Source organism: Bradyrhizobium sp. CCBAU 45321 (assembly GCF_028128975.1).
Classification (GTDB): domain Bacteria; phylum Pseudomonadota; class Alphaproteobacteria; order Rhizobiales; family Xanthobacteraceae; genus Bradyrhizobium; species Bradyrhizobium yuanmingense.
Genome location: NZ_LFKZ01000131.1, coordinates 590972 through 611977, shown reverse-complemented (window position 1 = coordinate 611977; position 21006 = coordinate 590972). Strand labels below are relative to the sequence as shown.

General features: G+C 63.8%; 18 protein-coding genes. 11 read left to right on the top strand and 7 right to left on the bottom strand.

Annotation, left to right across the window (positions count from 1 at the left end; genetic code table 11):
- Nucleotide 1: 1 nt before the first annotated feature.
- Nucleotides 2–856, bottom strand: a complete 855-nt coding sequence (locus ACM43_RS38515; RefSeq protein ID WP_271547256.1) for an ATP-binding cassette domain-containing protein — start codon at nucleotides 854–856, stop codon at nucleotides 2–4.
- The gene (locus ACM43_RS38510; RefSeq protein ID WP_271547255.1) at nucleotides 853–1914 is read right to left on the bottom strand and encodes a siderophore-interacting protein; all 1062 of its coding nucleotides are present in this window, start codon (nucleotides 1912–1914) and stop codon (nucleotides 853–855) included. The genes ACM43_RS38515 and ACM43_RS38510 overlap by 4 nt, the downstream gene beginning before the upstream one ends.
- A gap of 294 nt (nucleotides 1915–2208) precedes the next feature.
- Here ACM43_RS38510 and ACM43_RS38505 point away from each other — a divergent pair, with 294 nt between their 5' ends.
- The 4 genes from ACM43_RS38505 to dusA all read left to right on the top strand — a co-directional run bounded on the left by ACM43_RS38505 (nucleotide 2209) and on the right by dusA (nucleotide 8517).
- Nucleotides 2209–3906 (top strand): cyclic peptide export ABC transporter, encoded by a 1698-nt coding sequence (locus tag ACM43_RS38505; protein WP_271547254.1) that lies wholly within the window; start codon nucleotides 2209–2211, stop codon nucleotides 3904–3906.
- Nucleotides 3907–4082: 176 nt separating this feature from the next.
- Nucleotides 4083–5144: a GNAT family N-acetyltransferase gene (locus ACM43_RS38500; RefSeq protein WP_271547253.1), complete on the top strand. Its 1062-nt coding sequence runs from the start codon at nucleotides 4083–4085 to the stop codon at nucleotides 5142–5144.
- A 22-nt stretch (nucleotides 5145–5166) separates the two neighbouring features.
- Nucleotides 5167–6465, top strand: coding sequence for a lysine N(6)-hydroxylase/L-ornithine N(5)-oxygenase family protein (locus ACM43_RS38495; RefSeq protein ID WP_271547252.1), 1299 nt, complete (start codon nucleotides 5167–5169; stop codon nucleotides 6463–6465).
- 1065 nt (nucleotides 6466–7530) lie between these two features.
- Nucleotides 7531–8517, top strand: a complete 987-nt coding sequence (gene dusA, locus ACM43_RS38490) for a tRNA dihydrouridine(20/20a) synthase DusA (RefSeq protein WP_271547284.1) — start codon at nucleotides 7531–7533, stop codon at nucleotides 8515–8517.
- Nucleotides 8518–8623: 106 nt separating this feature from the next.
- Here the strand turns inward: dusA and ACM43_RS38485 are convergent, their stop codons facing one another.
- From ACM43_RS38485 to ACM43_RS38465, 5 genes are all read right to left on the bottom strand, one after another.
- On the bottom strand, nucleotides 8624–9178 hold the full coding sequence (locus ACM43_RS38485; protein WP_036001607.1) for a TIGR02281 family clan AA aspartic protease: 555 nt from the start codon (nucleotides 9176–9178) through the stop codon (nucleotides 8624–8626).
- Nucleotides 9179–9206: 28 nt separating this feature from the next.
- Nucleotides 9207–9410, bottom strand: coding sequence for a DUF1289 domain-containing protein (locus ACM43_RS38480; protein WP_271547251.1), 204 nt, complete (start codon nucleotides 9408–9410; stop codon nucleotides 9207–9209).
- 44 nt (nucleotides 9411–9454) lie between these two features.
- Nucleotides 9455–11050 carry a sensor histidine kinase gene (locus ACM43_RS38475; protein WP_271547250.1) on the bottom strand — a complete coding sequence of 532 codons (1596 nt, stop codon included), beginning with the start codon at nucleotides 11048–11050 and terminating at the stop codon, nucleotides 9455–9457.
- Between the two features lie 162 nt (nucleotides 11051–11212).
- Nucleotides 11213–12604: a sodium:proton antiporter gene (locus tag ACM43_RS38470; RefSeq protein ID WP_271547283.1), complete on the bottom strand. Its 1392-nt coding sequence runs from the start codon at nucleotides 12602–12604 to the stop codon at nucleotides 11213–11215.
- A 153-nt stretch (nucleotides 12605–12757) separates the two neighbouring features.
- Nucleotides 12758–13630, bottom strand: coding sequence for an NAD(P)-dependent oxidoreductase (locus ACM43_RS38465; RefSeq protein ID WP_271547249.1), 873 nt, complete (start codon nucleotides 13628–13630; stop codon nucleotides 12758–12760).
- A 182-nt stretch (nucleotides 13631–13812) separates the two neighbouring features.
- Between ACM43_RS38465 and ACM43_RS38460 the strand changes: the two genes are divergently transcribed.
- The 7 genes from ACM43_RS38460 to ACM43_RS38430 all read left to right on the top strand — a co-directional run bounded on the left by ACM43_RS38460 (nucleotide 13813) and on the right by ACM43_RS38430 (nucleotide 20764).
- Entirely contained in the window at nucleotides 13813–14250 is a 438-nt protein-coding gene (locus tag ACM43_RS38460) for a VOC family protein (RefSeq protein WP_271547248.1), read from the top strand.
- Between the two features lie 53 nt (nucleotides 14251–14303).
- Nucleotides 14304–15440, top strand: coding sequence for an Mrp/NBP35 family ATP-binding protein (locus ACM43_RS38455; RefSeq protein ID WP_157282350.1), 1137 nt, complete (start codon nucleotides 14304–14306; stop codon nucleotides 15438–15440).
- A gap of 206 nt (nucleotides 15441–15646) precedes the next feature.
- Nucleotides 15647–16735 (top strand): TRAP transporter substrate-binding protein, encoded by a 1089-nt coding sequence (locus ACM43_RS38450; protein ID WP_157282349.1) that lies wholly within the window; start codon nucleotides 15647–15649, stop codon nucleotides 16733–16735.
- Between the two features lie 166 nt (nucleotides 16736–16901).
- On the top strand, nucleotides 16902–17990 hold the full coding sequence (locus tag ACM43_RS38445; protein ID WP_271547247.1) for a TRAP transporter substrate-binding protein: 1089 nt from the start codon (nucleotides 16902–16904) through the stop codon (nucleotides 17988–17990).
- 257 nt (nucleotides 17991–18247) lie between these two features.
- On the top strand, nucleotides 18248–18592 hold the full coding sequence (locus ACM43_RS38440; protein WP_271547246.1) for a YunG family protein: 345 nt from the start codon (nucleotides 18248–18250) through the stop codon (nucleotides 18590–18592).
- A gap of 107 nt (nucleotides 18593–18699) precedes the next feature.
- Nucleotides 18700–19374 carry a response regulator transcription factor gene (locus ACM43_RS38435; RefSeq protein ID WP_157282346.1) on the top strand — a complete coding sequence of 225 codons (675 nt, stop codon included), beginning with the start codon at nucleotides 18700–18702 and terminating at the stop codon, nucleotides 19372–19374.
- 1 nt (nucleotide 19375) lies between these two features.
- Nucleotides 19376–20764 (top strand): sensor histidine kinase, encoded by a 1389-nt coding sequence (locus tag ACM43_RS38430; protein ID WP_271547245.1) that lies wholly within the window; start codon nucleotides 19376–19378, stop codon nucleotides 20762–20764.
- Nucleotides 20765–21006: the final 242 nt, after the last annotated feature.

Here is a 21006-nt window from a genome sequence, read left to right as displayed (position 1 = left end):
CTCACCGCGCGAAGCTGATGAGATGGCCATGGTCCGGCGACGGCATCACGCCCATGGGGATGCCGTAGATGGTTTCGAGCTCGGCCGGCGTCATGATCTTGTCCGGCGTGCCGCGCGCGATCAGCTTCCCGGAATGCAGCGCGATGATCTCGTCGCAGAACCGGGCGGCCATGTTGACGTCGTGGAGCACCACGACCACGCCGAGATTGCGCTCGCGGGCGAGCTGCCTGACCAGCGACAGCACTTCGATCTGATGAGCGATGTCGAGCGCCGAGGTCGGCTCGTCGAGCAGCAGGCACTCGGCGTCCTGCGCAACCAGCATGGCGATCCACACCCGCTGGCGCTCGCCGCCGGACAACGTATCGAGCAGGCGATCCGCAAAGGGTTCGATATGGGTTAACGCCATGGCGTTTGCGACCTTCTCGCGGTCGATGTCACCGAACCGTCCGAGCGCGCCGTGCCAGGGATAGCGGCCGAGTGCGACCAGCTCTTTGACCAGCATGCCGGCGGCGGGCGGCGTCTGCTGCGGCAGGTAGGCGACCTTGCGGGCATAGTCCCGATCGCTCCAGGCGCGCAGTGCGCGGCCTTCGAAACGAATCGTTCCTGACGAGCTCGGCTGCTGGCGCGCCAACAATTTCAGCAGGGTCGACTTGCCGGAGCCATTATGGCCGATCAGCCCGACGACGCTGCGTGCGGGAAGGGATAGCGTCAGCGGTTCGAGCAGCGCGCGCCCGGCCACTGCGAAGCCGACCTGGTCGAGCTGGAACAAGGGCGCAGGCGCTTCCAGCGAGGCCTGCGTGACGTCGGTCGGCGAGGCGAGCGTCCGTTCGCTCGTCTGCGCATGTTGGATCGTCATGGTTGGCGCAGGCTCCAATAGGCGACGGCCAGCAGTTGGTCGCGGGAAAGCTTTCGCTCATCGCGCAGATGGTTGCGCAGGGCCTTCAACGCCTGCGCCTCACACGCGACCCAGGCGAAGACGTCCTGATGGTCCGGCCATCGCACCGCCTTGACGGCGTCGACCAGGAGCTGCGTCGTCCCGGCCGGGCGGCCCTCGCGATGCAACCAGCGGATCGCTACCCCGGCCGGGGCGACCAGCGGAACTTCCTCGCGCCGATCCGCGACCTCGATAAAGGCCTCACCCGTCGCCGTCGCCGGCAGCGTCTCCAAGATTCGCGCGATGGCGGGCAGGGCGGTTTCGTCGCCCGCCAGCAGCATCCAGCGCGCCGGACAAATGCCCCGGCCGAGCGGGCCGGCCATGCCGCAGATGGCGCCGGCCGTCGCGTTCACGGCGAACGCCGAGCCCGGCCCGGCATGATCATGGACTACGAAGTCGATGTCGATCTCGCGGCTCTGCAAGTCGATGCGGCGGATCGTGTAATAGCGGGTGACGGGCCTGCGGTCGGGCTCCGGCCACAGGATACGTCCGTCGGGCGCGGGCCACGGCCATTCGGGCTTGGCGAGGCCCTCCGGCGGGAAGTACAGCCGCACGTGCAGGTCGTCGTCATTCACGAAACGGGCGATATCGTCGCCCGTGAAGGTCAGCCGCCGCATGTGCGGCGTCAGGGTGATCGCGGACTTCAGCCGCACTTCACGGAAATTGGCCAGCGTGCCGCCGCTGGATTCGTGACCGGACCAAATGATGGTCGGAGCAATGTCGCCCGCGAACTCGATCACATGCGAGGCGACGACCGAGCGCAGCATTTCCAGATTGCCCTTGTCGTTGGCCTCGACGCGGATCTTGAGCGCTTCGGCCTCGACGGCGAGGGAACTGGTGCCGAACGGCAGTTTCGCCACCATGAGACCGTCCCGGTCCTCGAAGGCGATGTCATGCTCGGCCAGATGATCGATCATCCGCGCGGCGAGGCCGGCGGCGTCGGGAAGCGCGATGCGGGTTTCGGAGATCAGCAAGTCCAAACTCATTCTCCACCGGCCCTGTCCGATGCCAGCCTGCAAGCACTTCGATGTCCGGATGTCGCGGCCTGGCACGGCTCTGGATCATAAATCCTGCTCGCTCGCCGGCTGCGATGCAAAAGCGATACTACCCGCATCATATTAAAGGCATTGCCGATCCCAAATTAGAATCCATCGAAAGAGCAGCGAAAATAAGCGCTGGAGTTGCGGGGCCGCCATCATGTATTCGCATCACTTCGGCACGACTTGTCCGGCCATATAGGTTCGCTTCAGGTCTCCTTCAGCGCGGCTCTCATCATGAACTCACGAAGCGGCCTGACGACGCAGATCCTGCAGCTCCTGCGGCCTTATTGGCCACTCGTGCTCGGCGGCAGCGTTCTGGGAGTGGTCGGCGGTGCCTCCGTCGCGGCATTGCTCGCGGTCGTGAATCACGGGCTTTATGCCACGCAGGCCGACGTGGTAACGCTGTTTTTCGCCTTCGCTGGCCTGTGCCTTCTGATCCTGGTCGGTTCCATCGGCGCCGACATCAGCGCCAATTATGTCGGACAGCGGATCATCGCCGAGCTTCGCAAGTCGCTCGCCGCCAAAATTCTGGCTGCGCCCATCGATCAGCTCGAAATCTACCGGACTCATCGCCTGATCCCGGTTCTCACGCAGGACGTCGACACGATCAGCGATTTCGCGTTCTTCTTTTCGTCCTTTTTCGTGTCGCTCGTGATCGCGCTCGGCTGCATGGTTTACCTGGCGGTGCTGTCTTGGCAGCTTTTCCTGATCACGGGAGCAGTCATCGTGCTGGGATCGCTGGCGCATGGATATGCGAGGACGCGCGGCGTTCGCGGCTTCAGCACCGCGCGAGAGGCCGAAGATCAGCTGCACAAGCAGTATCGTGCGATCGCCGAAGGTGCCAAGGAGCTGCGCCTTAATCGCGTGCGCCGTCGGCGCGTCTATGTCGAGCAGCTCCAGCAGACCGTCGACCGGATTAGCTCGGTGCAGATCAGGTCGATCAATCTGTTCGTGACGGCGCGGGCGTTCGGGACGATGCTGTTCTTTGTCGTGATCGGCGTGGCGCTGACCTTGCGACCGTTCCTGTGGCCCGACAGTCCCGCTGCGGTGTCCAGCGGCTTCGTGCTGGTGCTGCTCTTTATGCGCGGGCCCATCGACCAGGTCATCGGCATCCTGCCGGCGCTCGGCCGCGCCCAGGTCGCGATGCGCCGCATTGCGGGGCTCTCGGAGCAGTTCTCGACCCCCGAGCACGATCTGCTGGCCAGTGCTCCCGCTGCACCCGGCAAGTCCGCCATCGAATCCATCGAGCTTCGCGGCGTCACCTATGCCTTTCGCGCCGTGCCGGGCAGCGATCCCTTTGTTCTCGGGCCGGTTGATCTGCTCGTTCGGCAAGGCGACATCGTCTTCATCGTGGGGCAGAACGGCAGCGGAAAGACGACCCTGATCAAGTTGTTGCTAGGCCTTTATGCTCCGCATGGCGGCGCCGTGCTGCGGGACGGTTCGCCGGTCCTGACGGAGACACGCGACGATTACCGCCAGCTCTTCACGACCATCTTCTCCGACTATTATCTGTTTGAGGATCTCATTCGTGGAGAGGGCGTGGTTCCTGATGTCGCGGAACGCTATCTCCAGCGGCTGGAGGTCGCGCACAAGGTCTCGATCGAGAACGGCGTGTTCACGACGACGGACCTGTCGACCGGACAGCGCAAGCGATTGGCGCTGATGAATGCATGGCTCGAGGAAAGACCCGTGCTCGTGTTCGACGAATGGGCCGCAGATCAGGATCCGGCGTTCCGGCACATCTTCTATACGGAGCTGCTGCCCGATCTGAAGCGTCTCGGAAAGACCATCATCGTGATTTCACACGATGATCGCTATTTCGGGATTGCGGATCATCTAGTGCGGCTGCGCGACGGCAAGATCGTCGGAAGCGAGACGAAAGCAGATAACGTCGCAGGCGTTTCCGCGGTTCCAATTGACGCGCCGCTTTAGAGCTATTGTGACGGAGCGAGTGCTCTTTGTCACATGCAACAACAGCATGCGATCCCGTTCTGCGACAGGCCGTCAGGTTTGTAGAGAATCTAATCTGCGTGTGCGCGCATTTGTTGTCAGCCTGTAGGCGAGTGATCTACACCACGCATCAGCGATGATTGAAATGCGAGGGCCGGATGAACAAGGCTTCGGATTCCGGGACCGGACCTCGTGCGTTCCCGGTCGGCCCATATTCTGGCCAGACCGTTTTCCAGGAGGGCGATCGCCTTCGCGTCGTGGCCGCCGATGTGACCGCGTTGGAACTGCGTCTGCGCGAGCGCGTCGATCACATCGAGATCCTGAATGCCTCGGACGACCGCGAGGTTGCGGCACGGGCGGTGTCGGCGTCCGCCGAGGCGCTGTTTGCCTGGCGACCTGGCGCCGATCGGCTCGTTCTGGACTTCGCTGGAAGAGCGCCGCTTGCACGAGAGCTGACCGAGAGTGGTCTTGCCATCATGTCCGAGGGGCGACTGGTGCTGCTGCCCGAACTGGTCATGCAGCGGCGGGACAACTGGCTGGTCAACCCCGGGCGACCGCCATTGCCGCAACTCCACGTCATGACGGACGGCAAGCGCCATCCGCGCCGCGCCGCAAAGCCGACGGGAAAGGTGTACGGCCGTTTCATTCCCTGGCTGTCGGAGGTCATCTCGTTTCGTGTGGCCGATCTCGAGAATGATCTCGATTTGTTGCACCGCTGGATGAACGACCCTCGCGTCGATGCATTCTGGAACGAGGCTGGCGATCTCGACAAGCATCGGCGATATCTGGCCGGCATCCTGGCCGATCCCCATATGCTGCCGTTGATCGGCTGCTTCGGCGAGCAGCCGTTCGGCTATTTCGAGCTCTATTGGGCCAAGGAAAATCGCATCGCGCCGTTCTATGATGCCGACGACTACGACCGGGGATGGCACGTGGTCGTAGGGGAGAACGCTTTTCGCGGCGGTCGTTACATCAGCGCGTGGCTGCCGTCACTGATGCACTACATGTTCCTCGACGATTGCCGTACGCAGCGGATCGTCGGGGAGCCGGCCGCGGCGCATACGCAGCAGCTTCGCAATCTCGATCGCTCGGGGTTCGCGAAGATCAAGAATTTCGACTTTCCCCATAAGCGCGCGACCCTGGTCATGCTGTTGCGCGAACGCTTCTTCGGCGATCGGCTTTGGCTTCCGGCAGCCGCCGGCCCAACGGTCTCGTCTTAAAGCGCAAGCGGAGCGCGGATTCATGTCCCATCAACTTGCGATCGAGCACGATGTCGTTGGCGTCGGATTCGGGCCTTCCAACCTCGCACTCGCCATCGCATTGGACGAATGCGCGAAGCGATCACGGCTGAAATGCACGCCGCTGTTCGTGGAGAAGCAGCCGCACTTCACCTGGCATGGCGGCATGCTGCTTCCGGGCAGCGACATGCAGATATCGTTTCTCAAAGATCTGGTCTCCTTGCGCGATCCGACCAGTTCCTTCACCTTCGTGAACTACCTGCATAAGCGCGGCCGCCTGCTGGATTTCATCAACTGCCGGACGTTCTATCCGAGCAGGGTCGAGTTCAACGATTACCTGCAGTGGGTGGCGAGCCATTTCAAGTCGCAGGCCGCTTACGGCGAGACCATCGTCGCCGTCGAGCCGGTGACGGCCGGGCAGACGGTGACGTCGTTGCGGGTGCATTCGCGCTCGCTCGCCGGCGGGGAGACTGTGCGGCTGGCGCGAAATCTCGTGGTCGCGGTGGGAGGCCAGCCCTATGTTCCGCAGGTGTTTGCCAAGGCTGCCGACGATCGCAGGCTGCTGCATTCCAGCCGCTATCTCGACCTGATCGAGCGCGTTGTCCCGCGCGGTCGGACCGTGCGCGTGGCCGTCGTCGGTGGCGGACAGAGCGCGACCGAGGTAACGGTTGATCTTCAGGGCCGATGTCCCGAAGCGCATATCGATCTGATCTTCCGCGGCCATGCTCTCAAGCCGTCCGACAGCAGTCCCTTCGTCAACGAGATCTTCAACCCCGACTATACGGACTTCGTCTACGCGCAGCCTGCCGACCGGCGGGATGCGATCGTCCGCAACTTCCGGAACACCAACTATGCGGTCGTCGATTCCGACCTGCTGGACCAGCTGTATCGGCTGCTCTACCAGCAGCGCGTCGGCGGCGACGCAAGGGTCGTGTTGCGTCCCCGCAGCGAGATTACCAATGTGGATACGGGACCGGACGGCATCGAGATCGGCGTGATCGACAAGTTTCGCGGCGAAAACCGTCGTTCGACCTATGACGTGGTCGTTCTGGCGACGGGATACGACAGGGATACGCCGCACGGGTTTCTCGAACCGATCCGCCGCTACATTCGCGATGCGGCGCTGGATCGCAACTACCGGCTCGTGACCAATCCGGCGTTCCGGCCGCAGATCCACCTCCAGGGCTATTCGGAATCCTCCCACGGCCTGAGCGACACGCTGCTTTCGGTGATTGCCATGCGGTCGCAGGAGATTGCGGAGTCTCTGCTCGCGACAATCTCGCGCCGGGAACTCATTGCCTAGAACACGATCCGGGAGAGATCGCAGCTCCAAAAGCCTTGCGCGGATGGAGATCGAAGCGCAGCACGAATCGTCCCGTTCTCATTACACAATAGCTGGCGTTCTCGCGGTCACCCTGCAGGCGTGTTCCGCTGTCGCTTTGGGGTTCCCAATCTAGAACCTGTCTAATCGAGATCAACCGCAGCGTGTATGTGTGAGACAACGCCGATTGGCTTTGCTAGAGGAGTTCTTAGAACGATCTTGGAACGTCTGAAAGTTAGCTGGAATTGACCGTGAGGAAAGCTCTCGTTCCCAAGCAGGGGCAAAGCCTTCTCCCTGAGCGAATTGCAGGCATTCTGGTTCACAGTCCGCTTGCAGCGTTGGTTGGCAAAGAGCCCGTGACGCGCATGCACTACCTCCTCGAGATTGCGTCGCTTCACACCAAGACCGAGCTCCTGGCGCAGCCGGGCTTGGGACGTTCAGGCGTGCGTCGCATCGAGAACTGGATGGCCTCTCACGGACACCGCATGCGCGACGTGAATGAGAGTCTCGATAGCGTCATCTGCCGCTTTGCGTTCCGACGTTCTTCCGTTCGGAAAGGAAACGTTCGTTCTCTCCCCTTATCGGCGTCGCCCTCGCGTTTCACGCGGGCAGCTGGTGGCTAAGGCGGTACATGCGTGGGCACAAAGCAGGTCGATTGTTTTCAGACGCTGTCTCACGAGCTTGAGCATTGGACCGGCGCTCCCTGTCGAAGCCAGCGAGCTCGCCCGAGTGCTCGCGCGCGAGCTGCTGCTTGAGCTTGGTGTAGCGCCGCAGCGTGTCCACGACATGTGCACCGGGAGATCAAGGCAAATCTTCCGGCGGGCCACGTGAGCATGCACTTCGCGCGCTACTCGCTGGCAGCGGACTAGTCGCGCTCGACGTTTCGCGTTCGAGCGCGGCGCCGCGCCGTGCTGCCGCGAACCGCCTGCCGTCTGGTCTGGCGCCGGCCTTCCCCGCGCCGATTGGCTCGCAGAGCGTGCCGTCGGGCCCGGCTCAGTCATGAAATCCGCTATTCCCGTCGGGGCCTCGAAAGTCTATATGATCCATATGTTGTCTCATCGCTTTTCCGTGGCCCCCATGATGGATTGGACCGACCGGCATTGCCGGGTGTTCCACCGTCACCTGACGCGGTGGGGATTGCTCTATACCGAGATGCTAACGACCGGCGCGATCATTCATGGCGACCGGGTGCGGCTGCTTGGGTTCGACGCGGTCGAGCACCCCGTGGCGCTTCAGCTCGGCGGATCGGATCCGCGCGAACTCGCGGCGGCGGCACGGATCGGCGAGGACTTTGGTTATGACGAGATCAATCTCAATGTCGGCTGCCCGTCCGATCGTGTGAAGGATGGCCGTTTCGGCGCCTGTCTAATGGCCGAGCCGGAGCTGGTGGCGAGGTGCGTCGACGCGATGAAGCGCGTGGTCGCCGTTCCCGTCACGGTGAAGTGCCGCATCGGCATCGATGATCAGGATCCGGAGGTCGCGCTCGATGCGCTCGCGCGTGCGGTGGTCGCCGCAGGCTGCGATGCGTTGATCGTGCACGCCCGCAAGGCCTGGCTCAACGGCCTGTCGCCGAAGGAGAACCGCGATATCCCGCCGCTCCACTATGATCGCGTCTACCGGCTGAAGCGCGCGATGCCCGATGTGCCCGTCATCATCAATGGCGGCGTTCGGAGCATCGACGAGGCAAAGGCGCATCTTGCCCATGTCGACGGCGTGATGCTCGGCCGCGCCGCCTATCAGGAGCCGTGGCGGCTGCTCGCGGTCGACCACGAAATCTTCGGCGGGCCGGCGCCGCACGCCACCATGCAGGACGCGCTCGAGGCGATGATGCCCTACATCGAAGAGCAGCTCGCGCACGGCACGCGGCTGCACGCGATCACGCGGCATTTCGTCGGCGCATTTCATGCTGTGCCCGGCGCGCGTGCGTTCCGCCGGCATCTGGCCGAGCAGGGTGTGAAGCCCGGCGCCGGTCTCGACGTGCTACGCGAGGCGATCACGTGTGTCGGGGCCCGCGCGCCGGCTGAGGCGGCCTAAATGAGCGGGAGCATGATCCGGAAAAGTGCGCAGCGGTATTCCGAAAAGATCATGTTCAAACAACTACCTAAAGCGCGATGACGATTCATCCTGATCGCATCGCGCTTTAGTCGACCGCCGTACGCGCGCGGCGGGGACTGCGCTGCTGCTCCGGATACCCTGTCAGCATCAGCGTGTCGGCGCGCACGCCCCAGCTTTCCAGCCGGTCGAGGAAGCTCATGCCGAGCAGATTGGTCTTCATCTGGCCGCGCTGCACGACAAGGGCCGGCACCGACTTCTCGACCAGCTTGCCGACGGCGAGACGGTCGAGCGTGAGCCGCGCCGCCTTGGTGTGGCCGCCCGCGGTCTCGAGATCGACGTCGTATTCAAGCATCTCGAGCGGCAGCCCGATCGCCCTTGCGGTTTCCCAGGTCAGTACCACCGACGTCGCGCCGGTATCGATCACCATCGGCGCAGTGACGCCGTTGATCTTCGCGCGCAGCGTGAATTCGCCGCCCTGGCCGCGCGGGATCTGCACGGCCGGCGCCGGGGAGGCGGCTTGTGCGCGAAAAATATGCGAGACCTTGTGGCTGGCGCGCGCGATCTGGTCGGGATCGCCATAGGCGACGACGGCACCTGCCGTGCCGGCGAGCATGATCAGGACGAGCAGGAAGCGGATCATCGCGCGCCTCCAAGGGCACGCAGGCGGATCAGACGTGCTTTGGGGATCCAGCGATCGGCACCAGTCCGGCTTTCGTCATGCGCTCCGGCAACAGGGCCATGATCGCGCGCCGGTCCGCGCTCTCCATGGCGTGCCAGCGTGCGATCTCCGGCAAGGTGCGGCCGCAGCCGAAGCACAGCTTGGTCTTGGGATCGATCATGCACACGGCGACGCACGGCGTTTCTTTGCTCATACGGACATAGTGAGGGATGATCGGGCATGTCTGCAAGCATCTCGTTAAGAGCCTGTGCCGGCACTCATGATCGGCTTGTGCCGCGGCCGGCGTTTCTCGTCCGGCACGACGGAGCTCTCCGGCTGGAGCGGTGGAGAATCGTCCGAGAGTGGGGCAAGCGCGCTCATCACGCGCTCCGGCGGGAACGTGACGATCACCTCGGTGCCGATGCGCAGCTTCGATTTCAACGTGAACGTGCCGCCGTGCAGGTCAATCAGGTTCTTGGCGATCGGCAGGCCGAGGCCGGCGCCCTGTTCAGCCGACTTGATCGAGTTGGAGCCCTGGCCGAACGAGGCGAGCACGACCGGGATCTCGTCCTCGGGTATGCCGGAGCCGGAATCCCTCACTGAGAGATATTGTCCGCCGGAGGCGGTCCAGCCGGCCTTGAGCCAGATCTCGCCGCCCTGCGGGGTGAACTTGATCGAATTGGAAAGCAGGTTGAGCACGACCTGGCGGATCGCGCGCTCGTCGGCCCAGAGCCGCGGCATCGCCTGCTCGAACACTTCGTGGATGGTGATGCCGCGGCTCGAGGCACGCAGCTTCATCAGATGATGGCAATCGGCGACGATACCGACCAGGGACACCGCTTCCTCATTGAGCTCGTAACGGCCGGCTTCGATCCGCGACAGATCGAGGATCTCGTTTATGAGGTTGAGCAGGTGCACGCCGGAATTATGAATGTCGGCGGAATATTCCTTGTAGACCGGTACCGCATGCGCGCCGAAAATCTCGCTCTTCATCACCTCTGAGAAGCCGAGGATGGCGTTCAGCGGCGTCCGCAGCTCGTGGCTCATCTGCGCGAGGAAGCGCGACTTGGCGACGTTGGCGGCTTCGGCGCGGTGGCGCGCTTCGTCCGAGATTGCCTTGGCCTGCTCCAGCTCGCCGATCAGCGCGTCCTTTTCCGCTCGCGCTTCCAGCGTGGCGAAGGTGGAGGAGTGCAGGCGGTGCGCCAGAAGCACGAAATAGCCTTCGGCGGCGAGCGACAGCGCTGCCAGGATGTAATTGTCCAGCGATCCGGTCGTCACGAAGCTCAGCGCCATCGCAACCGCGACCGGCGCCGTGGCGGCAAGGGCTGCGATCGGCAGATTGGCCGCGAGCATGCTCGATACTGCGATCACCAGCAGCATCAAGAACATCATCAGCGTTTCCGTGACCATGTCGAGCACGGGATGGATCAGGATCGCCATCCAGCACAGGCCATAGAGCAGGTCGAGCACGACGAAGCGCGTCCGCCATGCGCGTGTCGCGGCCGGAGAGGCGGGCTCGGTCAGGAAGCGCCGGCAACTGCGGATCATGGCGCTGTGGATGCAGAGCATGCCGGCGGTCCAGGCCGCGGCCGGGATCGGCTGCATCCATAGCCCGAACAGCACGCCGGTCGCCACCACCAGGAGCATCACGACATAGGAGGCCGACAGCCGGGTCTGGGCGTATTGCCGCAGCATCTCGGCGTCGAAAGCCGGCCGGGTTCCACTGGTCGACGTTAACTTGTCGCGCGCCTCGCGCACCCGCTGCGCCGCAGCCCTTCGGCTGCTCGCCGATGGCGCGCTCACCGGCTCGGCCGGAAGCTGCACGACCTCAGGCATTTCAGCGGGGTTACTCATCAAGCAACACGGATTCCTGCCCACGCCGGACGCGGGCTTTCTGCATTGTCTATCTCTGGCAAGAAATCCTTAAGAGCTGACTTAAGGAGCTAAAGAATTACGTTAACCGAGCGTTAATTCATACGCAGTCCGGGCGGCCGCCTTCATCAACCCGCGCTTCGATCATCTGAAGAAAACGAGCGTGACCAACCCGAAGACCGGCAGCAGCAGGACGGAGGTCCAGGCCATGTATCCGAAGAAGCCGGGCATTGCGACACCACCCGCTCGGGCAATTGCGTACACCATGAAATTGGGCGCGTTGCCGATGTAGGAGTTTGCGCCCATGAATACCGCCCCTGCGGAAATCGCGGCAAGGGTGAGGGCGCCGTTCGTCATCAGATGCTTGGCATCGCCTCCGGCGAGCTCAAAGAAGACCAGATAGGTCGGCGCATTGTCGAGAAAGGATGAGAGCAGGCCGGTCAACCAGAAATATGCGGCATTGTTCGGCGTGCCGTCGGCGTTGGTGACCATGTTTACGACGGGGGCAAACGCGCCGGATTTGCCGGCGTTGAGAATCGCGAGCACGGGAATGATGGTGATGAAGATCGCGGCAAACAGCTTTGCCACTTCGATCATGGGGCCCCAAGAGAAGCCGTTCGCGTCGTGGTCCTCCTTCGAGGTGACGGCGAGAGATGCGAACACGACTCCGATCATCACGGCATCGCGCAGGACATTCTGCAGCTGGAGGTGCGTGCCGAGAACTTCAAATCCGCCGAGGTCCAGCTTGGCACTCAAGAGGATCGCAGCGACGATGACTCCCATCAAAGCGAAGTTGAGGCCGCCGCTGATCCGCAAGGGATTGTCCGGAGTTGGGTCCGGTTTGACGCGGCCTTCCTTGCGATAGAAATAAGTGTCGATGCAAAAGAACAGGGCGAGCAGAATCCAGGCTGCGAACGTGGTCTGGGGGAACAGGTGAGTCGTCGTCCAGAAGAAGTCCACGCCGCGCAGAAAACCCAAAAAAAGCGGCGGATCTCCCAGCGGCGTGAGCGAGCCGCCGATGTTGGATACCAGAAAGATGAAGAAGATCACGACGTGCGCGTTGTGCCGCCGATCGTCATTGGCGCGGATCACCGGTCGGATCATGACCATTGAGGCGCCGGTCGTGCCGATGACGCTCGCGATCAGAGTGCCGAGAGCGAGCAGCAGCGTATTCAGGACGGGGGAGCCGTGAAGATTGCCGCGCACCACGATTCCGCCGGCGACGGTAAACAGAGCGAGGAGCAGCAGAATGAACGGGACGTATTCGAGCAGCGCCGTATGAACGAGCGCTTGGACGGTTGGAAGCGGGCCGTACCAGATTGCAAGCGGCAGCGCGATCAGGGCGGCCCACATCGCGGCAATCTTGCCTTGGTGATGCTCCCAGAAGTGAGGCGCTGCGAGCGGAAATATGGCGATCGAGAGCAGCATCCCCGCGAATGGAAGCGCCCATTGCGGGCCAATGCTGGCACCATCGAGCGATGCGGCAAGCGCCTGCGCGGGAGATCCAACCAGAATCAGGAGCGCGACCGGAAGCAGGCGCGCAACAACAAGGATGGCGGCAATCACGCTAGGCAAGGCTTCCCCCCGGAAGTTTATGATTTCGGTCGGCGCGCTTGACGGAAGTTCGTCGCGGCCGAAGCCGCGGCGAAGTTCGAAGCCGGCTTCTCCGAACCAGGTCGCAACAGAGCGTCAGCGTTGCAGGCGTGCGAGCAGGCTCGACGTATCCCACCGCTTGCCGCCCATCTTCTCGACCTCGGAATAGAACTGATCGACCAGCGCAGTCGCCGGCAGATTGGCGCCGTTGCGGCGGGCTTCGGCCAGGGCGATCGAGAGGTCCTTGCGCATCCATTCGACGGCGAAGCCGAAATCGTACTTGCCCTCGTTCATCGTCTTGTAGCGGTTCTCCATCTGCCAGGACTGGGCGGCCCCTTTCGAGATGGTCTCGATCACTGCGGCGACGTCCAGGCCGCTCTTCTTGGCGAAATGGATGCCCTCGGAGAGGCCCTGCACCAGACCGGCGATGCAGATCTGGTTGACCATCTTGGTCAGCTGGCCGCTTCCGGCGGGCCCGAGCAGCTTGCACATCCGCGCATAGGCGCCCGTGATGATCGGCTCGGCGCCGGAATAGGCGTCCTGCGCGCCGCCGCACATCACCGTCAGCACGCCGTTCTCGGCGCCGGCCTGGCCGCCGGAGACGGGGGCGTCGACGAATTTGAAGCCGGCTTTGACGGCGGCTGCGTCGAGCTCACGAGCGACCTCGGCGGAGGCAGTGGTGTGGTCGACGAAGGTCGCACCCTTCTTCATGCCGGCGAAGGCGCCGTCGGGGCCGATCGTGACCGCGCGCAGATCGCTGTCGTTGCCGACGCAGCACATCACGAAATCCTGCCCCTCGGCGGCGGCCTTCGGCGTCGGCGCGGTCTTGCCGCCGAACTTGTCCGCCCATTCCTTCGCCTTGGCCGCGGTGCGGTTGTAGACGGTGACCTCATGGCCCCCTTTTTTCACGAGGTGTCCGGCCATGGGGAAGCCCATCACGCCAAGACCGAGGAAAGCGACTTTAGCCATAGTGGTACCTTGTCCGTAGTTCGGGTTTACGGTTCTTGCCAAGCGAGGGATGCCTGGGTTCCGCGGTGAGGGCGGACCGGAGGCGCACCATAAACCCTTGAGGCCAGAGGGCAACGGCTTCGTTTGGCAGCCTACCGTGCTAGGGTGGCGACCCAAGGACTTCAAAACAAGGGAGCGAGAGCATGGGCGGCGTGAGCGTGGGCGTCCTCGATCATTTCAACATCCGGACCCGGAATCTGGCCGAGACCGTCCGCTTCTATGAAGACGTGCTGGGCCTGGAAAAAGGCGCGCGGCCGAACTTCGCCTTCCCGGGCGCCTGGATGTACAGCGAGGGCAGGCCGGTGGTTCACCTCGTCGACATTTCCCCGACCGACGAGCCACAAAAGCCGGATTCCGGCGTTGTCCACCATGTCGCCTTCGCCAGTCGCGGCTTTGACGGTATGAAACAGCGGCTGGCGTCAAAGAAGATCAAGTTCGAGGCCCGCCAGGTGCCCGGTGGCGATCTCTGGCAGATCTTCGTCCACGACCCCAACGGGGTCATGATCGAGCTGAACTACGAGGCTGCCCTGGAGCAGGGGGAGGCGCCGGCCGAAAAGACGGACGATATCGGCAGACAGTAGCCTTTTGGGCGTTTCCGCTCTAATGGGGCATCCTCAACTGCAGGAGATGCGCTTTGAGCGTGACGCAGCAACAGGTTCTCGATAGCCTCGCCAGGGTCCAGTCGCCCCGCGGGGTCGCGCTCCCCCATGCCAATGTGCTGAGCGCGATCAGCGCCTCCGACGGCAAGGTGTTCTTCTCGATCAATGTCGACGCCGCCGAGGCAAGGGCCTGGGAATCCGTCCGGGCCGAAGCGGAAGCCGCCGTGCGCAGCATTCCCGGCGTCACCACCGTCATGGTGGCGCTGACCGCCGAGCGCAAGCCGGGCTCCGCGCCGCCGCCACCCCCGCAGCCGAGCCGCGGCGCGCCCGGCGTGCAGCCGGCCCATGCCCACAAGCCGCCGCAGGGCGGTGGGTCGCCGATGGCGCGGCAATCGGAAATTCCCGGCGTTGCCGCCGTAATCGCGGTCGCCTCCGGCAAGGGCGGCGTCGGAAAGTCGACCACGGCGCTCAATCTGGCGCTCGGCCTGCGCGACCTCGGCCTCAAGGTCGGGCTGCTCGATGCCGATATCTACGGCCCCTCGGTGCCGCGCCTGACGGGCCTGCGCGACAAGCCGGAGCTGAACGACGAGCGCAAGATGATTCCGCTTCGGCGCTTCGGGCTCGCGATCATGTCGATCGGCTTCCTGGTCGAGGAGGAGACCGCGATGATCTGGCGCGGCCCGATGGTGATGTCGGCGGTGACGCAGATGCTGCGCGACGTCGAATGGGGCAAGCTCGACGTGCTGGTCGTCGACATGCCGCCGGGCACCGGCGATGCCCAGCTCACGCTGGCGCAGAACGTGCCGCTCAAGGGCGCCGTGATCGTCTCGACCCCGCAGGACCTGTCCCTGATCGACGCGCGGCGGGGACTTGCCATGTTCAAGAAGGTCAACGTGCCCGTGCTCGGCATCGTCGAGAATATGAGCTACTTCCAATGCCCGCATTGCGGCACCAAGTCGGATATTTTCGGCCATGGCGGGGCGCGGCACGAGGCCGAGAAGCTCGGCGTCCCATTCCTGGGCGAGATCCCCCTGCACATGGCGATTCGCGCCACCTCGGACGCCGGCAATCCCGTGGTCGACAGCGAGCCGGACGGCCCTCATGCGGCGATCTACCGCGCCATTGCCGGCCAGGTCCGGGACCAGCTCAAGGGTGTCATCGCCGCCGCCTGAATGGGGTCGCCGCGGCAGGCTCCGGGACATGCGACTTTCGTAGAGCCCCGTCATGCCATTGTCGCGTTCCGAAACCGGGCTGGCCGTGTTAAAGGCCCCCCGCAGTCAAGCCCCTTCGGTTCGACGCGCCCTCAACGCGTCGCCGGAACGAGCGGCGGCAAGAAGAGAAGTCAAGGGGAAACGCCCCAGCAAGGAGAGACCTGAAGATGAAGCGTCGTGATTTTCTCAAAGTGTCGGCAGCAGGCGCGGCGGCGACCGCGGTGGCCTCGCCGGCGATCGCGCAATCCTCGCCCGAGGTGAAGTGGCGCCTGACTTCGAGCTTCCCGAAGTCGCTCGACACCATCTATGGCGGCGCCGAGCAGGTGGCGAAGTACGTCGCCGAGATGACTGACAACAAGTTCCAGATTCAGGTGTTCGCCGCCGGCGAAATCGTCCCCGGCCTCCAGGCGCTCGATGCGACCTCGAACGGCACGGTCGATATGTGCCACACCGTGTCGTACTACTACGTCGGCAAGGACCCCACCTTCGCGATCTTCGCCTCGGTGCCGTTCGGCCTCAATGCGCGCCAGCAGAATTCGTGGCTCTATCAGGGCGGCGGCAACGAGCTCGCCAACGAGTTCTTCAAAAAGTCGAACGTGATCGGCTTCCCGTGCGGCAACACCGGCACCCAGATGGGCGGCTGGTTCCGCAAGGAGATCAAGACTGTTGCCGACCTCTCCGGCCTCAAGATGCGCATCGGCGGCATCGCCGGCCAGGTGCTGCAGAAGGTCGGCGTGGTGCCGCAGCAGCTCGCTGGCGGCGACATTTATCCCGCGCTGGAAAAGGGCACGATCGACGCCGCCGAGTGGGTCGGCCCCTATGATGACGAGAAGCTCGGCTTCGCCAAGGTCGCCAAGTACTACTATTATCCGGGTTTCTGGGAGGGCGGTCCGACCGTCCACGCCTTCGCCAACCTGGAAAAGTTCAATGCGCTGCCGAAGAACTACCAGGCGATCCTCACCAACGCGACGGCGACCGCCAACAGCTGGATGGCTGCGCGGTACGACATGCAGAACCCGGCGGCGCTGAAGCGCCTGGTCGCTGGCGGCACCCAGCTGCGTCCGTTCACCAACGAGGTGCTGGAAGCCTGCCTCAAGGCGACCAACGAGCTGTGGGCCGAGGTCTCCGGCAAGAACGCCGACTTCAAGAAGTCGATCGAAGCCATGCAGGCCTACCGCTCCGACGAATATCTGTGGTGGCAGGTTGCCGAATATACCTACGACAGCTTCATGATCCGCTCGCGCACCCGCGGCTGATCTACGGCTTAGGTCGTAAGACCGGAAAGGCCCGGCCTCGCTCGCGAGGCCGGGCTTTTTCTTTGCCGCAGTGAAATCGGGATGGCATTCGGTCCCGTGATGTTCCATGCTGTCGGCAAGCCTCGCAAAGAAGGCTCCACAATTAGATCCATCAGGGTAGGAAATCATGAAGAGAAGAGACTTCATCAAGGTCACAGGACTTGGTGCGGCCGGCGCCGCCACGCTCGCGGCTCCCGCGATCGCGCAGTCGTTGCCGGAAATCAAATGGCGCATGCCGACGAGCTGGCCGAAATCGCTCGACACGCTGTTTGGCGGCGCCGAGATGATGTGCAAGATGGTCGCCGAGGCGACCGACAACAAATTCCAGATCCAGATCTTCGCGGCCGGCGAAATCGTGCCGGGCCTGCAGGTGCTCGACGCCGTGCAGAACGGCACCTGCGAGATCGGCCACACCGCGTCCTATTATTATTTCGGCAAGGACCCGACCTTCACCTTCGGCTCGGCCGTGCCGTTCGGTCCCAACATGCGCATCAACCAGGCCTGGTACATGCTGGGCGGCGGCCGCGACGTGCTCAACGAGTTCTACAAGGGCTACAACGTCATCTCGCTGCTCGCGGGCAACACCGGCTGCCAGATGGGCGGCTGGTTCAGGAAAGAGGTCAACACGCCCGACGATCTCAAGGGCATGAAGTTCCGCATCGGCGGCTTCACCGGCCGCGTGCTCCAGAAGCTCGGCGTGGTGCCGCAGCAGCTCGCCGGCGGCGATATCTATCCGGCGCTGGAGAAGGGCACGATCGACGCCGCCGAATGGGTCGGGCCTTATGACGACGAGAAGCTCGGCTTCTACAAGATCGCGCCGCACTACTACTATCCCGGCTGGTGGGAAGGCGGTCCGATGCTGATGGCTTTCGTCAACCTCGATAAGTGGAACGCGCTGCCGAAATATTACCAGAGCGTGCTGGAGCAGGCCGGCCACTACGCCAACAATTACATGATGGCGCGCTACGACAACGCCAATCCGCTGGCGCTGAGGAAGCTGCTGGCGGGCGGCACCAAGCTGCACGCCTTCTCGCCCGCGATCATGGATGCCTGCTACAAGGCCGCCAAGGAGCTGCACGCCGAAGTCGCTGCGACCAACCCGAACTTCAAGAAAGTGAACGACTCGCTCGCCAAGTTCACGAGCGACGGCTATTCCTGGTTCCAGGTCGCCGAGGTCGGCTACGACATCTTCATGGCGCGGCGCTCGCAAAGTTGATCGCCCTTTGCATGCAGCGTCCCGGAGCCATGGCTCCGGGACGCTGTCGTTTCGGCGTTCGAAGGGCGTCCAAACAAAAGCTGCAAAACAACCCCATGCACAGTAGACGGGGACAGGTTTATCAATGACTTGGCGGCGCAGCGCAAGCTTTCTGCTGAATTACCGAACTCCCGCTTGATGCGTCGGGCAAAACAGTGGTAGAAGCCGATGATCGCAGAATCCGCATTGCGGCTCGGCTGCCAGGCCCAGGGGATCCGATGAGCTTCGATCCCGATCAAGTTCAAAGCGCATTGCGCCGGGCGTGGTCGCTGTCGACGGCCAGCCAATGGACGGCGAGCAATCCGGCGGCAGGACAATGCAACGTCACCTCGCTGCTCGTTCACGAGCTCTTCGGCGGCGACTTGCTGAAGACGCCTCTTCCCGCCGGCGATCATTTCTACAACCGGATCGGAAGCGAGCGGTACGACTTCACGGCGTGCCAGTTTGATCAGCCAATCGCCTATGTGGATTTGACGGCCAGTCGGGCCGAGGCAGAGCTGGGAGCAACGGACGACCAGCTGGCTGCGCTCAGAGCGGCCTTCGAGGGGCAGCGTACCCCTTGACTGGTCAGCCGTACGCTTTTTCGCTGGCCGATGCGCTCGGAATGGTGGAAGAGAGCACCGATGCGGCGCGAGCCGTACGATGACACCGGGCTATCAGCGGATATGCGATGCGGCTTCTGATCGTCGAGGACAATGCGGAGCTGTCGCGGCTCGTGGCTGGTGGGCTGGCCGCAGCCGGCTATGAGAGCGACATCGTGGGCAGCGCGGCCGAGGCGCGCGAGGCGGTGAACAGCGTCAGCTATGCCGCGATGATCCTCGACCTCGGCCTGCCCGACGGCGACGGCCTGTCGGTGCTGCGCGAGTTGCGTCACCAGATGGAGCCGCTGCCGGTTCTGGTGCTGACTGCGCGCGGCGGCTTGCAGGACCGTGTCACCGGCCTACGCAGCGGCGCCGATGATTATCTGGCAAAACCGTTTGCGATGGAGGAGCTGGTGGCGCGGCTGGAGGCCATCTTGCGCCGCCCCGGCCAGTTGCTCGGCCGCTCGCTCACTCTCGCCAACCTCGTCTATGACACCGAGAGCCGGCAGATCTTCGTCGACGACCAGCCGCGGATTATCTCCGCGCGCGAGACCTCGGTGCTCGAGATCCTGCTGCGCCGACAGGGGCGGGTGGTACCGAAGAAGAACGTCGAGGACCACATCTTCGGGCTCGACGGCGAGGTCGCCTCCAACGCGGTCGAGGTCTACGTGTCACGGTTGCGCAAGCAGCTGACCGAGCACGGCGCCAAGGTTGTGATCCATACTATCCGTGGCGTCGGCTATCTCATGACCGAGGAGAAATAACGTGCCCGCCGCGGGCCGTGCCGGATCGCTGACCTTCAAATCGCTGATCTCGCGCATCGTGTTCCTGCACATCGTCGCGGTCGCGGTGGTCGCGATCTTCCTGCCGCTGGTGTTGTTCTGGCTACTCAACTCCGAGATCGACCAGCTGCATCGCGATGCCATGCGCGCGCAGGCCGAGGTGCTGGCGGAGCGCATCGTCGCGCAGCCGGACGGCACGTTGACCTTCAACCTGCCCGACAGCCTCAAGGGTCTTTATTCGGACGCTTACGGCCGCTACCAGTTCGACATTCGCGATTCCGACGGAAGATCGCTGTTCTCCTCGCACCGGCGTTCCGCCGCTGCGGCGCCATCACGCTTCTCCGAGACCATCTCCGGCGCCGGCGTCACCCGGGACATCGCCGGCAGGACGGTGCGCATTCAAGTCGCCGAGGACCTCGCGCACCGCGACGTCATCATCGACGACATCATCTCGAACTTCTTCCGGCGGGTCGGCTGGATCACCATCCCCATCCTCCTGGTCCTGCTTGCCACCGACATCATCATCTTCCGCCGCGCGATCGCGCCGCTGTGGAAGGCATCGCAGGATGCCAGCAATATCGGCCCCGCGCGCACCGATATCCGGCTGCCGACGGCGCGGATTCCGCGCGAGATCGTGCCGCTGGTCACCGCCGTGAACCAGGCGCTCGACCGCCTCGAGGCCGGCTTTCGCGTGCAGCGGCAGTTCACGGCGGATGCCGCGCATCAATTGCGCACGCCGCTCGCAATCCTGCGCACGCGGATCGAGACGCTCGGCGACGGCGCCGAACGGCAGGCGCTGCATGCCGACATCGAGGCCATGAGCCGGATCGTCGCCCAGCTGCTGGAGATCGCCGAGCTCGACACCCTGGTGCTCGATCCCGGCGAGACCGCGGATTTGCGCGCCGTCTGTGCCGAGGTGGTCGGCTCGATCGCCCCGTTCGCGATTGCCCAACGCAAGGACATCGCGCTGAAGGGCACCGACGCGCCGGTCCTGATCCACGGCAATTCGGAGATGCTGCAGCGCGCGGTGTTCAATCTTGCCGAAAACGCCATCAAGTTCACGGCGGAGGGCACCACCGTCGAGGTCGAGGTGGGGGAGGACGGTTCGGTGCGCGTGCGCGATTCCGGCCCGGGGATTGCGGAGGCTGAGCGCGAGCTGATCTTCCAGCGCTTCTGGCGCGCCGACCGCCGGCGCAGTGACGGCGCGGGGCTAGGACTCTCGATCGTGCGCGCCGTGGCGGACGATCACGCCGCCACGGTCGCGGTGCAGAACCTCCCCGGCGGCGGTGCGGAGTTCACGCTGCGGTTTCGGCTGGCGAACAAAACTACCTCTTTACCCTCTCCCCTTGTTGTGCAGGGCAATCGCATATGACTTGTGGCGGCGATCTGCGCGCACGCCTCGTCCTTCGAGACGGCGCTGACGCGCCTCCTCAGGATGAGGCTAATCAGGGTCGGTGCCCGTTGAACGGCTGCCGCGCACTCCGTCCTCATCCTGAGGAGCCCGCCTAAAGCGGGCGTCTCGAAGGATGGCCGCAGCGAAGAACTTCAAATGCCTTAGTGCTGCCTAGTGGGAGAGGGTGGCGCGCCGCGTAGCGGCGAGACGGGTGAGGGGTT

Coding starts and splice junctions, on each gene's coding strand:
- ACM43_RS38440 (WP_271547246.1), top strand. CDS start 18,248: ATGAGCTTCGATCCCGATCAAGTTCAAAGCGCATTGCGCCGGGCGTGG.
- ACM43_RS38505 (WP_271547254.1), top strand. CDS start 2,209: ATGAACTCACGAAGCGGCCTGACGACGCAGATCCTGCAGCTCCTGCGG.
- ACM43_RS38500 (WP_271547253.1), top strand. CDS start 4,083: ATGAACAAGGCTTCGGATTCCGGGACCGGACCTCGTGCGTTCCCGGTC.
- ACM43_RS38450 (WP_157282349.1), top strand. CDS start 15,647: ATGAAGCGTCGTGATTTTCTCAAAGTGTCGGCAGCAGGCGCGGCGGCG.
- ACM43_RS38475 (WP_271547250.1), bottom strand. CDS start 11,050: ATGAGTAACCCCGCTGAAATGCCTGAGGTCGTGCAGCTTCCGGCCGAG.
- dusA (WP_271547284.1), top strand. CDS start 7,531: ATGTTGTCTCATCGCTTTTCCGTGGCCCCCATGATGGATTGGACCGAC.
- ACM43_RS38485 (WP_036001607.1), bottom strand. CDS start 9,178: ATGATCCGCTTCCTGCTCGTCCTGATCATGCTCGCCGGCACGGCAGGT.
- ACM43_RS38495 (WP_271547252.1), top strand. CDS start 5,167: ATGTCCCATCAACTTGCGATCGAGCACGATGTCGTTGGCGTCGGATTC.
- ACM43_RS38515 (WP_271547256.1), bottom strand. CDS start 856: ATGACGATCCAACATGCGCAGACGAGCGAACGGACGCTCGCCTCGCCG.
- ACM43_RS38445 (WP_271547247.1), top strand. CDS start 16,902: ATGAAGAGAAGAGACTTCATCAAGGTCACAGGACTTGGTGCGGCCGGC.
- ACM43_RS38465 (WP_271547249.1), bottom strand. CDS start 13,630: ATGGCTAAAGTCGCTTTCCTCGGTCTTGGCGTGATGGGCTTCCCCATG.
- ACM43_RS38460 (WP_271547248.1), top strand. CDS start 13,813: ATGGGCGGCGTGAGCGTGGGCGTCCTCGATCATTTCAACATCCGGACC.
- ACM43_RS38435 (WP_157282346.1), top strand. CDS start 18,700: ATGCGGCTTCTGATCGTCGAGGACAATGCGGAGCTGTCGCGGCTCGTG.
- ACM43_RS38480 (WP_271547251.1), bottom strand. CDS start 9,410: ATGAGCAAAGAAACGCCGTGCGTCGCCGTGTGCATGATCGATCCCAAG.